Source organism: Streptococcus ovis DSM 16829 (assembly GCF_000380125.1).
Classification (GTDB): Bacteria; Bacillota; Bacilli; order Lactobacillales; family Streptococcaceae; genus Streptococcus; species Streptococcus ovis.
Map to the genome: position 1 here is coordinate 60,869 of NZ_KB904582.1, position 12,309 is coordinate 73,177.

A 12,309-nucleotide genomic window follows, 5' to 3' on the forward strand; every position below is an offset into this window, starting at 1 on the left:
CTAATCACAAAAAGAGAAAAAGGACAGAAATGATGACCAATACACAGTCTGGAATTATCTTTAATATTCAACACTTCAGTATCCATGATGGACCCGGGATTCGGACAACTGTCTTTTTAAAAGGCTGCCCTTTGCGTTGTCCTTGGTGTGCCAATCCTGAATCCCAAAAGAAAGCTCCAGAGCCGATGCTCAATCAATTGAACGGTGCGACTGAAACGATTGGAGAAACGCGCACCGTTGAAGAGATTATGGAAGAGGTTTTAAAGGATCGAGATTTCTACGAAGAATCTGGTGGCGGTATGACCTTATCAGGAGGTGAAATTTTTGCGCAATTTGACTTTGCACTCGCTATTTTAAAAGAAGCAAAGAGACACAATCTCCATACTGCTATTGAAACAACGGCTTTTGCAAAACACGAAGACTTTGCCAAGCTCATCGAGTATGTGGACTTTATTTACACAGATTTGAAACATTATAACCAATTGCAACACCGTAAGGTAACAGGTGTCAATAATAATGTCATTATCCAAAATATTCATTATGCTTTCAGCCAACAAAAAACAATCGTCTTGCGTATTCCTGTTATTCCTCATTTTAATGATCGTCTAAAAGATGCAAAGGCCTTTTCAGAATTATTTAATAAGCTTTCGATTGACACGGTTCAACTTCTCCCATTTCATCAATTTGGTGAAAACAAATATGCATTATTGGACAGAAATTACACCATGTCAGAGGTACAAGCATACCATCCAGAAGATTTAGTAGACTACCAAGAGGTATTTTTACAACACAATATTAATTGTTATTTCTAGCATCCATAACGCCGCTCATATTGAAAAAACAGCACTGAAATGACCAGTGCTGTTTTCATAAGGATGATTAGACCTTTTCTACCGTCTCAATACACCAATTAATCAGCTCTTCCATGCGTTCGATTTGCTCCGTCATGTGAAGGTAACCCATCACAGCTTCAAAACCAGTTGACATCTTGTAGGTGATAATGTCCGTATTTTTGGCCTTGGTGTTCGTGTTAGCGTTACGTCCACGCTTGTAGATTTCTTCTTCTTTTTCGGTCAATAGCTGCGCTTCTAACATTTTTGTAATGAGCATCGCCTGCGCCTTCGCCGAAACATAATGCGTCGCTAGACGGTGCAATTGATTGGGTTTGGTCTGCCCTTGAAAAATGAGGTGACGACGAATGTACAAGGAATACACCGCATCTCCTTCAAAAGCAAGAGCAATTCCATTGATGAGGTTGACATCTAGCTTAGTCACGTGTCCACCTCACACCATCTTTAGTGTCGAGGAGTTTAATTCCTTGTGCTGCCAATTCATCCCGAATGCGATCTGCTGTCGCAAAATCACGACTAGCACGCGCTGTTTGACGTTCTTCAATCAAGCGTTCAATGTCTGCATCCAAAACTTCTTCTTTAAAGACAATCCCAAAGACTTCCAACATCTTGGTTAATGCAGCCTTGACCGTTTCATCATAGTTGCCCGAATTAATCCACTTGGCCATTTCAAAGATGACGGTAATCCCATTTGCAGTGTTGAAATCTTCATCCATAGCTTCTTGGAAACGATTCACAAACCCAGCTAATTCGTCACTACTTACTTCGCCTGTGAAAGGTTGTTCATAGGTGTTTTTTAGGTATTTCAGATTGGTCTGAGCATCATGAATAGCTTTTTCAGTAAAGTTAATTGGTTTACGGTATTGCTGTGTGGCAAGGAAAAAGCGCAAGACCTGTCCATCAACAGTTTTCAGTGCATCGTGTACGGTGATAAAGTTGCCAAGGGATTTTGACATTTTTTCATTGTCCACATTGACAAAGCCATTGTGCATCCAATAATTAACAAATTTGTGACCTGTTTTAGCCTCTGACTGGGCGATTTCATTAGTGTGGTGTGGGAATTCGAGATCGGCCCCTCCACCATGGATATCGATAGTGTCACCAAGCAATTCTGTCGCCATAACCGAGCATTCAATATGCCAACCTGGACGACCTGCTCCCCAAGGACTTTCCCAAGAGACTTCACCTGGTTTAGCCGATTTCCAAAGGGCAAAGTCCACAGGATTTTCCTTACGAGATGTTTCTTCATCGGTACGACCACTGGCTCCTAAAACCAAATCATCGAGGGTTTTATTGGCTAACTTAGCGTAATCCACAGATTTTTCCACACGAAAATAGACATCCCCTTCGGACTCATAAGCGAAGCCTTTTTCCATAAGGTCAGCCACAAAGGCAATGATTTCATCCATGTAATCAATGACACGAGGATTTTTAGTGGCAGGCTTGATACCAAGCGCAGCTGTATCTTCCATAAAGGCTGCAATGTACTTATCTGAAAAATCCTTGGTGGTCATGCCTTCTATAGATGCACCATGGATAATTTTATCATCCACATCGGTGAAGTTAGACACATAGGTCACATCAAAACCACGGTATTCCAGATAACGACGGATGGTGTCAAAAGCCACTGCACTCCGCCCATTTCCCACATGGATATAGTTATACACCGTTGGACCGCAGACATACATCTTGACCTTGCCTTCTTCTAAAGGCACAAAATCACGCAAGCTACGGGTCATGGTATCATAAATTTTAATCGTCATACGCATACTCTTTTCATCAATCTAATGCCTCTATTATACCACAAAGAAACCCTCGCACAACGATACGAGGGGCATTCTTTCTTTTACTCTTTTTTCTTTTGGTCACGTTGGTATTGCTGATAGAGGCGGACAGAGTAAACCATGGCAACTATCAGCCAAATCAATCCCATCCAAGTTTTTCCAGCAACGAAATAATTCGTTGATAAGCCTAGCCCACCGATTATCGTAAGCAAGTGTGGCCAATAATGTTTGATAAATGTTAGCATACTATCTTTCTCCTACAAATGCGACGAGTGCAAACTTTCTTCACGTAATTGTTCCAATTTTGAGGTGTAATAACGACTTTCACGTTCCTCCTCAATCTGGTGGATGACCAAGTCATCCTTTTTGCCATGCACACGAACAACTTTGGCAGGTATGCCAACAACCGTCACTTCCGGAGGCACATCGGATACGACAACCGCAGCTGCTCCCACTTTAGAATGATGACCAATTTCGATAGGACCAATGACCTGTGCATGAGCTGAAATCAAGGCTCCTTCACGAACAGTTGGATGGCGTTTGCCACAATCTTTTCCTGTTCCGCCCAAGGTAACACCGTGATAAAGCATGACCCCTTTTTCAACAATCGCTGTCTCCCCAATCACCAAGCCAGCTCCGTGGTCAATAAAGACACCGCTAGCAATTTCAGCTCCTGGATGAATCTCAATCTGGGTCCAGAAACGCCAGAACTGACTATGCATGCGTGCCAAGAGTTTCAAATTATGTTTCCAAAGAAAATGAGACAAACGATGTGCCGCCAAGGCTTTAACACCTGGATAAGTCAACAACACTTCCAGGGTACTACGTGCAGCTGGGTCGTTCTCTTTTACGATGTTAATGGTATCCTTCCACCAACCCATATTTCCTCTCCTTAGTGAGAAAACAAGTCCATATCGAACTTGTCTTTCTCTTCTTATTTCTCTACTTTGTGGAATTTAAATTCGCCAAATCCAGCAGAATCCTTTTTCTCACGTTTGTCATGATGACGGCGTGGACGGTCAGAATGTTCTTTCTTGCCTTCTGCCAATCCTTCTGGTTTTGGAAGTAAGGCTTTCATTGAAGCATCTACACGGCCTTTTTCGTCAATTTTCATGACTTTGACATCGACTTCATCACCGATTTCAACTAAGTCTTCAACACGATTTGTCCGCGTCCAAGCCATTTCAGAGATATGAACAAGGGCATCTGTTTTGTCAAAGAGATTGACAAAGGCACCGAATTTTTCAATGCGCACAACTTTTGCCTTGTAGACTTCACCAACTTTTGCTTCACGGACTAAGCCTGCGATGATTTCTTTTGTGCGCTCAATCGCGTCACGGTCGCTAGAGTAAATAGCTACTGTACCATCTTCATCAATATCAATTTTCACGCCAGTCTCTTCGATAATTTTATCAATGGTTTCGCCACCCTTACCGATGACAATCTTAATCTTGTCTACATCAATCTTGATGGTGTCAATTTTTGGTGCAGTTGGTGCCAAATCAGGACGCACTTCTGGAATAGCTTCATGAATCACATCCAAGATTTCAAAGCGAGCTTTCTTGGCTTGAGCAAGAGCTTCTTCCAAGATTTGTGGCGTAATACCATCAATCTTGATATCCATTTGAAGGGCCGTAATCCCTTCACGAGTCCCTGCTACTTTGAAGTCCATATCGCCAAAGTGGTCTTCCAACCCTTGGATATCTGTCAAGACAGTGTAGTTTGTCCCATCTGAAATCAGACCCATGGCAATACCAGCAACGGGCGCCTTAATTGGCACACCACCTGCCATGAGGGCAAGAGTGCCAGCGGTGATAGAAGCCTGCGAAGATGAACCATTTGATTCTAAGACTTCCGCTACCAAACGGATAGCGTATGGAAATTCTTCCAAACTTGGCAATACTTGCTCAAGCGCACGTTCACCAAGGGCACCGTGACCGATTTCGCGACGACCTGGCGCACCGTAACGACCTGTTGAACCAACGGAGTATTGTGGGAAGTTGTAATGATGCAAGAAGCGTTTCTTATACTCATCATCCAAGCCATCGATGATTTGCGTGTCGCTCATTGGAGCAAGTGTCAATACAGACAAGGCTTGGGTTTGACCACGTGTAAAGAGACCTGAGCCATGTACTTTTGGCAAGAAGTCTACTTCTGCCGCCAATGGACGAATCTCATCGACACGACGACCATCAGGTCGAACCTTGTCTTCTGTAATCAGACGACGCACTTCTGCGTGCTCCATCAATTCAAGGATTTCATGAACATCACGCATGATGCGGTCAAATTCTTCGTGACCTTCAAATTTTGCTTCGTAGTCTGCAATCACGCGCTCACGCACCGCATTGGTCGCATCTTCACGCGCTAATTTTTCTTCCACTTGAACAGCGGCTTTCAAATCGTCATTGTAGGCTGCGACGATTTCTGCCTGCAAGTCAGCATCTACTTGAAGCAATTCAACATCGGCTTTTTCCTTGCCGACAGCTGAGACGATTTCATTTTGGAATTCCAATAATTTTTGGATTTCTGCATGACCTTTCAAGAGAGCTTCCAACATCATTTCTTCTGACAATTCTTTAGCGCCAGATTCAACCATGTTAATGGCATCTTTGTTACCAGCAACTGTCAATTCCAAGAGTGAAGCTTCTTGTTGAGCCTTATCTGGGTTGATGATGAGTTCGCCATCCACATATCCCACTTGCACACCAGCGATTGGTCCGTTGAATGGAATATCTGAAATCGCAAGGGCCAATGAGCTACCAAACATAGCTGCCATTGGAGCACTCGCATTTTCATCATACGAAAGCACCGTGTTAATGACTTGGACTTCATTGCGGAAGCCTTCAGCGAACATTGGGCGGATCGGACGGTCAATCAAACGTGCTGTCAAGGTCGCATCTGTTGACGGACGACCTTCCCGTTTCAACCAGCCACCTGGGAATTTCCCTGCCGCATACATCTTTTCTTCATAATTGACTTGCAATGGGAAAAAATCACCTGTCGCCATTTTTTTCGACATCACAGCCGCTGTGAGAACAGTTGAATCACCATAGCGAACCACTACCGCACCATTGGCTTGCTTGGCAACTTGTCCTGTTTCAACGACCAATTTACGACCAGCAAAGACCGTTTCAAATACTTGTTTCGTCATATCAGACTCCTCTAAAATTATTCATTTCGATACGTTTGTTTTCTACAAAAACCAATCTGTTTTCTTCAACAAACTCGTCTTTGCATAAAACGACGTACCGTCTTTTATTCTACCATATTTTTCTTAAAAGGACAGCATTCAAAATCAGGAGAAAGGAAATCTTTTCACATTTTTTTGCCATTTTTTGTACCTCCCAATCATCTTCCGAGTTCACTTCCTTGATGTTCTGGTAGAAATGGTATAGAATGGGAAAGAAATGGAGGTTTTCTAATGAAAAAATTTATTGCCGAATTGATCGGTACATTCGTCCTTGTCTTTGTTGGGACAGGATCTGTTGTTTTTGGGAACGGGACTGAAGGTCTTGGTCACCTTGGTATCGCCTTTGCCTTTGGTTTATCTATTGTCGCAGCTGCTTACTCAATCGGTGCCATCTCTGGTGCTCACTTAAACCCAGCTGTTTCGATTGCAATGTTTGTGAACAAACGCATGAACGCAAAAGAATTGGCTTGCTATATCGCGGCACAAGTCGTAGGTGCTATTGTAGCTTCTGCAGCTGTCTTCTTCTTGGCTGGCGGAGCTGAAAGTGGACTTGGAGCGAATGGTTTCTCTACTGTATCTGCTGCAGGCGCCTTCCTCTTTGAAGTCATTGCCAGCTTTATCTTTATCTTGGTCATCATGACAATCACTTCTGAAAGCAAAGGAAATGGTAAAATTGCTGGTCTAGTCATTGGTTTGACATTAACAGCTATGATTTTGGTTGGTTTAAATGTAACTGGTCTTTCTGTCAACCCAGCTCGTAGTCTAGCACCTGCTCTCTTCGTTGGTGGAGAAGTGTTAAGCCAAGTATGGGTCTTCTTGACAGCACCTATTGTTGGTGGTATCCTTGCTGCCCTTGTTGCAAAACACTTGATTGGCACTGAAGCTGAATAAAGTCTAACTGATTGGATTCACATCCTCTCTAAAAAATAAAACGAACAAGACATGTTTTCTGTTTCCAGAAGCGTTCGTCTTGTTCGTTTTTTTGTGTCGTCTATTGTTTTCCACTCATGAAGGGACATTTATTTTAAAGTGGAAAACAAGTTTTGTTACAACTCACTCACAACTTCAGCAAGTAACTCAAAAGATTTTAGTTGAGCCACGTGATCATAGATATAGCCTGTTACAATGAGTTCATCAACATCTACTTTTTGTTTCAACTCTATCAGTTGCTGACGAACGTTTTTCTTATCGCCAACAAGAGACATAGCGGACATATTTTGCATCACTGCCTTTTCACGATAAAGAAGATCTTCTCTCTCAAAAGCAATTGGACCAAAGTGAGGGACCTTATTCGTTTGCACATAGTCTTTCCAAACCTCTTCTTCACTCTCTTTAGGGGGTTGAAGACCTGCTTGATTACCAGAGACAATGTTTAAGAACATTTGAATCAAGCTATTTTTTAATGTCACAGCCTCTTCATTTGATGTTGCTAAAATGGCATTAGCTCCTACCATAACGTAAGGGCGCTCCAAATGTTTTGATGGTTTAAAATTTCGTCGATAAATCGCAACTGCTTCTTCCAGCATTGCTGGTGCAAAATGTGAGGCAAACACATAGGGTAATCCCAATTCTGCTGCTAGATAGGCACTATCCGTACTTGAACCTAAGATGTAAAAAGGAATATCCAAACCCGCTGCAGGATAAGCGTGTACAGGGTGAGTGTCCTCAAAATAACCACGTAATTCAGCCAAATCTGCTGCAAAATCAGGATATAAATTCTCTGTTCGACGAATCGCACGCGCTGTTTGCCCATCTGTTCCTGGTGCACGACCTAGGCCAAGATCCACGCGATTTGGATACAGGACTTCCAAGGTGCCATACCGCTCTGCCACTATATAAGGAGCGTGATTTGGCAACATTACACCACCTGACCCAACCCGAATTTTAGAAGTGTTGGCAAGAGCGTGCTCCATCAACAAGTCCGTTGCACTGGAGGCAACCGTCTTCATGTTGTGATGCTCTGCAATCCAGTAACGCTCATAACCTAGTTTCTCGACTTGCTTGGCAAGTACCACCATATCGTCTATCGCATCTTTATAACTTTGTCCTTCTCGCAATTGAACAAGATTCAAAACGGATACTTTCATTTCTATTCCTACTTTCTATTTCAGCTACGACATCCGTATGTCCCTAATTTGGAGACACTACCTCTCCATCTTCTTTGACAAATGCTTCCCTAAGAGGTATCGGTAAAATACTGAGCACAACCTCCGAAGGACGGCATAAAGCGGTTCCTTTTTCAGTCACCACAACAGGACGGTTTATAAGAATCGGATCCTGTATCATGGCATCCATAATTTCTTGCTCGGTCTTATGGACATCTGCTAGTCCATGCTTGTCAAATTCCGGTACATTGGTCCGTAGTAGTTCCCTTGCAGACATCTGCATCTGAGCTAATAATGCCTTCAATGTTTCCTCAGTAGGTGGGGTCTGCAAATACTCAATGATGGTTGGTTCAATCCCTACTTGTCGAATCATAGCCAATACATTTCGTGATGTTGCACAATTTGGATTGTGGTAAATAATAACGTCTTCCATAAACACCTCCATCAAATGATTTTCTATGTTTAACTATAAAAGATTCCCGAAGGGATTGCAACCCAAAAGATCCGATTGACACTGCCCAGAAAATAGGACCGTCGTCTACTTGAAATGAGAAGTCCTTTCTGCTAGACTAGTATACAAATTTAGGAGGCCAGATATGTCTACATTACGATTAATAACACCAAACATAGAGTTTAAAGAAGAAATCTTGGCATATAAAGAAGAGTTTCAACATGAACATCTCTATGGTGGCGCACGCTTACAGGAAATGGATCAACTAGATGACTGGCTTGAGCACATCCGTCGTGCCTCCTCTTACAAAACCTGCCAAGAAGGACGTTCTCCATCTTCGACTTTCCTTTGTATTCGCGAATCTGACCACAAAATGGTTGGAATTTGTAATATTCGCCACGACCTTCATCAAGAATTTCTTATCAATATTGCTGGACATATCGGCTACTCCATTCGCCCCAGTGAACGCCGTAAGGGCTATGCGACCGAGCAACTGCGACTGGCTTTGATAGAGGCGAAAAAACTAGGTATCGAACGTGTGCTGGTTACCGCAGCAGATTGGAATATCGGTTCTCAAAAAACCATTCTCGCAAATGGTGGCGTCTATGAGGATACTCGTAAAGAGCCAGACGACGGAGACCACATGCTCCGCTATTGGATAGACAACAAATAACCGAGCTGGAAATCATCCAGCTCGGTTTTTATGATCTAGCAAATGAATCATTCTAGTCTTGTCTATCTAAATCCTTCAGTGTAAAATGAAAGATATAGCGCCAGGAAAAAGCGAAGCAGAGAATGGCCAAAACCCCAATGAGATAAGGAAGAGAAAATCTTTCTGGATTTTTGCCCTCTAAAAGAATGCTAAATCCAATAGCACTAATCACTATAGTCGAAAAAACTAGCCCCGCCTTTTTCCAACCGTAACCCTTGTCTGCGTAAGCAAAGAAAAGAGGCCACCACACCATCTCCAACAGTCTCCGATAAGAAAGCCATATGCCATCTTTACCTGCATACCAACTTATTCCCAACTGAATCGCCAATTCCAATATCAATAGAATATGAAAAATATTCCAAACTCGTTTAAAATAAGCAGCCATTGTTCGTTCTCCTGTCTCTCTTTTTTATCTACAGGTTTTTCTATCTTCAGTATATCACTTTCTTAAATGCTTGGCTATGCAAAAAAGCCCCTCAATTGAGGAGCTCTCTTGCGAAATCGAACTCGATGGAATTCTACATCGTGATTAGCGACGAAGTCCAAGTGAGTTGATCAATTCACGGTAACGGTTAACGTCTGTCTTACGCAAGTAAGCCAACAAGTTACGACGGCGACCGATTTTTTTCATCAAACCACGGTAAGTTGCGTGGTCTTTTTTGTGTTGTTTGATGTGGTTGTTCAAGTGGTTGATTTCCCAAGTAAGGACTGCAACTTGCACTTCTACTGAACCAGTATCGCCTTCATGACGAGCATATTGCGCCATGATTTCATTTTTTTTCTCTTTTGAGATTGCCATGAGTATGTCTCCTTTGTATTTGAGCTTAATCCGAGTGGCAGGTTGGCATCTCCCGCAACCAAGAAAAGCTAGATTGTCCTTTGGACCCCTACTAGTTTACCAATCTTTCTTCACTTTGTCAAATACTTATACTCAAAAAAGAGAGTGGGCCAAATCGTTCCATCTCAAATAAGTTAAAAGAGGCGGGACTTTTGTCCCAGCCTCAGAGTTCCGCCTCTATTATTTGGCCTTTGGTAGGATCAAGTTCATCACGACACCAACAATGGCGCTAAGCGCTGTACCAGATAGCGTTAAAGCACCGATGTTCAAGACTGCACCACCCAATCCAAGTACCAACATGGAGCTAGCAATAATAAGATTACGAACTTGACCAAAATCCACACGGCTTTCAATTAAGACTTTGAGACCATTGCTTGCAATGACTCCATAAAGAAGAATTGACATGCCTCCAAGAACCGCATTTGGAATCGTTGAAATTAAGGCTGTGAATTTCCCAAAGAAGGAGAAGGCAATGGCAATCAGGGCAGCATTTCGAATGACTGATACGGAAGCAATGCGTGTCATCCCAATCACACCTGTATTTTCTCCGTAAGTTGTATTGGCAGGTCCACCAATCAAGGCTGAGACAGCTGTCGCAACCCCATCTCCAATCAAAGTCCGGTTGAGACCTGGATTTTTCAAGAAGGGACGACCACAAATTTGACTCAAAACAGTGTGATCCCCTATGTGTTCTGCCACTGTCACGACCGCAATCGGTAAAATTGCTAACATTTCTGGTCCAAAATAAAGATTGTAACTATCAAAAACACCCGTTTTAAAAGGAAGAATGAAGCCTGGTAATTCCAGCCATGCCGCTTCTAAGACTGGTTTGAAATCTACCAAGCCAAGGAAGATGGAAAGAACATAACCGCCAATGATGGCAAAGAGGAAGGGAATAATTTTAACAAAACCTTTTCCATTCGTATTAATAAAGGCTGCAATCAAAAAAGTTACAATCGCTACCAACATTTGACGCCAGTCCCCATCAACTACAAAACCTGCATTGGTCACAGCAGAATTAGCTAGACCCAAGCCGATAATGATAATCATAGGACCGATAACAATTGGTGGCAAGAGAGTATCAATCCATTTAGTACCAATCACCTTGACCAACCCTGCAATTAGTACATAGATCAATCCAACAAAAAGAATCCCAGTTTGAGCAGCAGAAACATTGCCGTCCATCGCCTTGATTGCCACTGCCATTGCAGAGATATAAGCAAAGGAAGAGCCAAGATAGACAGGCACTTTGAAATTCGTCGCTACTTGATAAATCAAGGTCCCTACACCAGAAGCAAAGAGCGCTACTGACACAGGCATACCTAAGATTAAAGGTACTAAAATCGTTGCACCAAACATGGCAAACACATGTTGAAAGCTGAGAAGAATTCCTTTCCCAAAGGATGGTTTCTCATCCACGTCTAGCAACAAGTCAACTGTAGAAACATCCAAATCAAGAGCCGTACGGTCTTCATGCTCGGAAACTTGCATTTTTAAATCCATCGTATCTCCCTTTTTGGGCACACAAAAAGGCCCAAACTTTCTATATAAGTAGTCATAGGCCCTTAATTTTTCCTGTTGTCTTTCTCACCTCACGGGATGAGTTTAAAAACCTACGCTTTTATCATTCTAACACAATCCTTTTTAAATTTCTAGTCTCATTTTTTATTTTTTATGAGATCCCTATCAAAAATACCGATAAACTAGGCATCCTGAAGGTTTATAAAAATTGACTCACTTCTTCTACTGAATAACGAGCAGACTTGACTTCGCTTGCTTGGCTATTTGGATCAGCTTTTCCTAGGGCAATGGCCATATTAGGCACAAATCGTTTTAGATCAAGTCCAAGGGTCTCAGCTGCGACCTTTGAATTGTAACCTTGAATAGCATTGCTGTCATATCCATGCGCACGTGCAACCAACATCAGCTGCATGGCTGCAAGCGAGCTATTCGTCTTGGCATCATGGACTAACCCTTCATAAGAAGCAGCTTCATAAAGAGGAAGGAAGGTCCGCAAGACTTCATCGCGTTTTTCAGGAGTAATCCGACCATCTTCACAAGCCTTGTTCCATAAATCACGATAAGATTTGTAGGCTTCTGTATCACCGAAAACAAAGACAATCGCTGACGCTGTTTCAAGCTGCGGTGTATTAAATTTCATAAAGAAAGAGCGCAACTTTTCCTTTCCTTCTTCTGTATCAATGATGACAAAGCGCCAAGGTTGTAAATTGCAAGCCGATGGTGAAGTAATTGCTTCTGCAATCATGGTTTGCAACTCTTCACGACTAATCCGAACTGTCGGATCAAAACGACGCACAGAATGACGATGGAGTAAAACATCTGAAAAATCATTATTTACAAATTGTGTCATGGTAGAT

The 12,309-nt window shown here is 42.5% G+C and carries 14 protein-coding genes; 3 read left to right on the forward strand and 11 right to left on the reverse strand.

Annotated elements, in window-relative coordinates; all coding sequences use genetic code 11:
* Positions 1-32: 32 nt before the first annotated feature.
* Positions 33-812 carry a glycyl-radical enzyme activating protein gene (locus A3I9_RS0110000; RefSeq protein ID WP_018378892.1) on the forward strand — a complete coding sequence of 260 codons (780 nt, stop codon included), beginning with the start codon at positions 33-35 and terminating at the stop codon, positions 810-812.
* Between the two features lie 67 nt (positions 813-879).
* Here A3I9_RS0110000 and A3I9_RS0110005 read toward each other — a convergent pair whose 3' ends face one another.
* From A3I9_RS0110005 to pnp, 5 genes are all read right to left on the reverse strand, one after another.
* Complete coding sequence (locus A3I9_RS0110005) at positions 880-1,275, reverse strand: Mini-ribonuclease 3 (protein ID WP_018378893.1); 396 nt, start codon at positions 1,273-1,275, stop codon at positions 880-882.
* Positions 1,268-2,614 (reverse strand): cysteine--tRNA ligase, encoded by a 1,347-nt coding sequence (gene cysS, locus A3I9_RS0110010; RefSeq protein ID WP_018378894.1) that lies wholly within the window; start codon positions 2,612-2,614, stop codon positions 1,268-1,270. Before cysS ends, A3I9_RS0110005 begins: the two co-directional genes overlap by 8 nt.
* 83 nt (positions 2,615-2,697) lie before the next feature.
* Entirely contained in the window at positions 2,698-2,880 is a 183-nt protein-coding gene (locus A3I9_RS0110015) for a hypothetical protein (protein ID WP_018378895.1), read from the reverse strand.
* A 12-nt stretch (positions 2,881-2,892) separates the two neighbouring features.
* The gene (cysE, locus tag A3I9_RS0110020) at positions 2,893-3,516 is read right to left on the reverse strand and encodes a serine O-acetyltransferase (RefSeq protein ID WP_018378896.1); all 624 of its coding nucleotides are present in this window, start codon (positions 3,514-3,516) and stop codon (positions 2,893-2,895) included.
* A 53-nt stretch (positions 3,517-3,569) separates the two neighbouring features.
* Positions 3,570-5,786, reverse strand: a complete 2,217-nt coding sequence (gene pnp, locus A3I9_RS0110025; protein WP_018378897.1) for a polyribonucleotide nucleotidyltransferase — start codon at positions 5,784-5,786, stop codon at positions 3,570-3,572.
* 270 nt (positions 5,787-6,056) lie between these two features.
* On the opposite strand from pnp, the gene A3I9_RS0110030 reads away from it, so the two are divergent.
* The gene (locus A3I9_RS0110030; protein ID WP_018378898.1) at positions 6,057-6,716 is read left to right on the forward strand and encodes an MIP/aquaporin family protein; all 660 of its coding nucleotides are present in this window, start codon (positions 6,057-6,059) and stop codon (positions 6,714-6,716) included.
* A 155-nt stretch (positions 6,717-6,871) separates the two neighbouring features.
* On the opposite strand, the gene A3I9_RS0110035 is transcribed toward A3I9_RS0110030, so the two are convergent.
* Positions 6,872-7,912, reverse strand: a complete 1,041-nt coding sequence (locus A3I9_RS0110035) for an LLM class flavin-dependent oxidoreductase (protein WP_018378899.1) — start codon at positions 7,910-7,912, stop codon at positions 6,872-6,874.
* A gap of 43 nt (positions 7,913-7,955) precedes the next feature.
* A complete protein-coding gene (gene arsC / locus A3I9_RS0110040; RefSeq protein WP_018378900.1) occupies positions 7,956-8,363 on the reverse strand; it encodes an arsenate reductase (glutaredoxin) in 408 nt (135 codons plus the stop codon).
* A 163-nt stretch (positions 8,364-8,526) separates the two neighbouring features.
* Here arsC and A3I9_RS0110045 point away from each other — a divergent pair, with 163 nt between their 5' ends.
* Positions 8,527-9,054 carry a GNAT family N-acetyltransferase gene (locus A3I9_RS0110045; RefSeq protein ID WP_018378901.1) on the forward strand — a complete coding sequence of 176 codons (528 nt, stop codon included), beginning with the start codon at positions 8,527-8,529 and terminating at the stop codon, positions 9,052-9,054.
* 52 nt (positions 9,055-9,106) lie between these two features.
* Here the strand turns inward: A3I9_RS0110045 and A3I9_RS0110050 are convergent, their stop codons facing one another.
* The 4 genes from A3I9_RS0110050 to A3I9_RS0110065 all read right to left on the reverse strand — a co-directional run bounded on the left by A3I9_RS0110050 (position 9,107) and on the right by A3I9_RS0110065 (position 12,302).
* The gene (locus A3I9_RS0110050) at positions 9,107-9,478 is read right to left on the reverse strand and encodes a hypothetical protein (RefSeq protein ID WP_018378902.1); all 372 of its coding nucleotides are present in this window, start codon (positions 9,476-9,478) and stop codon (positions 9,107-9,109) included.
* A 144-nt stretch (positions 9,479-9,622) separates the two neighbouring features.
* Positions 9,623-9,892, reverse strand: a complete 270-nt coding sequence (gene rpsO, locus A3I9_RS0110055; RefSeq protein ID WP_018378903.1) for a 30S ribosomal protein S15 — start codon at positions 9,890-9,892, stop codon at positions 9,623-9,625.
* Positions 9,893-10,111: 219 nt separating this feature from the next.
* On the reverse strand, positions 10,112-11,422 hold the full coding sequence (locus A3I9_RS0110060; RefSeq protein ID WP_156809200.1) for a uracil-xanthine permease family protein: 1,311 nt from the start codon (positions 11,420-11,422) through the stop codon (positions 10,112-10,114).
* Between the two features lie 229 nt (positions 11,423-11,651).
* Positions 11,652-12,302, reverse strand: a complete 651-nt coding sequence (locus A3I9_RS0110065; protein ID WP_018378905.1) for a nitroreductase family protein — start codon at positions 12,300-12,302, stop codon at positions 11,652-11,654.
* Between the last annotated feature and the right edge of the window lie 7 nt (positions 12,303-12,309).

Bases quoted from the DNA above. Each gene is read 5' to 3' on its own strand.
- cysS (WP_018378894.1), bottom strand. From the start codon at position 2,614: ATGACGATTAAAATTTATGATACCATGACCCGTAGCTTGCGTGATTTT.
- A3I9_RS0110015 (WP_018378895.1), bottom strand. From the start codon at position 2,880: ATGCTAACATTTATCAAACATTATTGGCCACACTTGCTTACGATAATC.
- cysE (WP_018378896.1), bottom strand. From the start codon at position 3,516: ATGGGTTGGTGGAAGGATACCATTAACATCGTAAAAGAGAACGACCCA.
- arsC (WP_018378900.1), bottom strand. From the start codon at position 8,363: ATGGAAGACGTTATTATTTACCACAATCCAAATTGTGCAACATCACGA.
- A3I9_RS0110035 (WP_018378899.1), bottom strand. From the start codon at position 7,912: ATGAAAGTATCCGTTTTGAATCTTGTTCAATTGCGAGAAGGACAAAGT.
- A3I9_RS0110000 (WP_018378892.1), top strand. From the start codon at position 33: ATGACCAATACACAGTCTGGAATTATCTTTAATATTCAACACTTCAGT.
- rpsO (WP_018378903.1), bottom strand. From the start codon at position 9,892: ATGGCAATCTCAAAAGAGAAAAAAAATGAAATCATGGCGCAATATGCT.
- A3I9_RS0110060 (WP_156809200.1), bottom strand. From the start codon at position 11,422: ATGCAAGTTTCCGAGCATGAAGACCGTACGGCTCTTGATTTGGATGTT.
- A3I9_RS0110045 (WP_018378901.1), top strand. From the start codon at position 8,527: ATGTCTACATTACGATTAATAACACCAAACATAGAGTTTAAAGAAGAA.
- pnp (WP_018378897.1), bottom strand. From the start codon at position 5,786: ATGACGAAACAAGTATTTGAAACGGTCTTTGCTGGTCGTAAATTGGTC.
- A3I9_RS0110065 (WP_018378905.1), bottom strand. From the start codon at position 12,302: ATGACACAATTTGTAAATAATGATTTTTCAGATGTTTTACTCCATCGT.
- A3I9_RS0110030 (WP_018378898.1), top strand. From the start codon at position 6,057: ATGAAAAAATTTATTGCCGAATTGATCGGTACATTCGTCCTTGTCTTT.
- A3I9_RS0110050 (WP_018378902.1), bottom strand. From the start codon at position 9,478: ATGGCTGCTTATTTTAAACGAGTTTGGAATATTTTTCATATTCTATTG.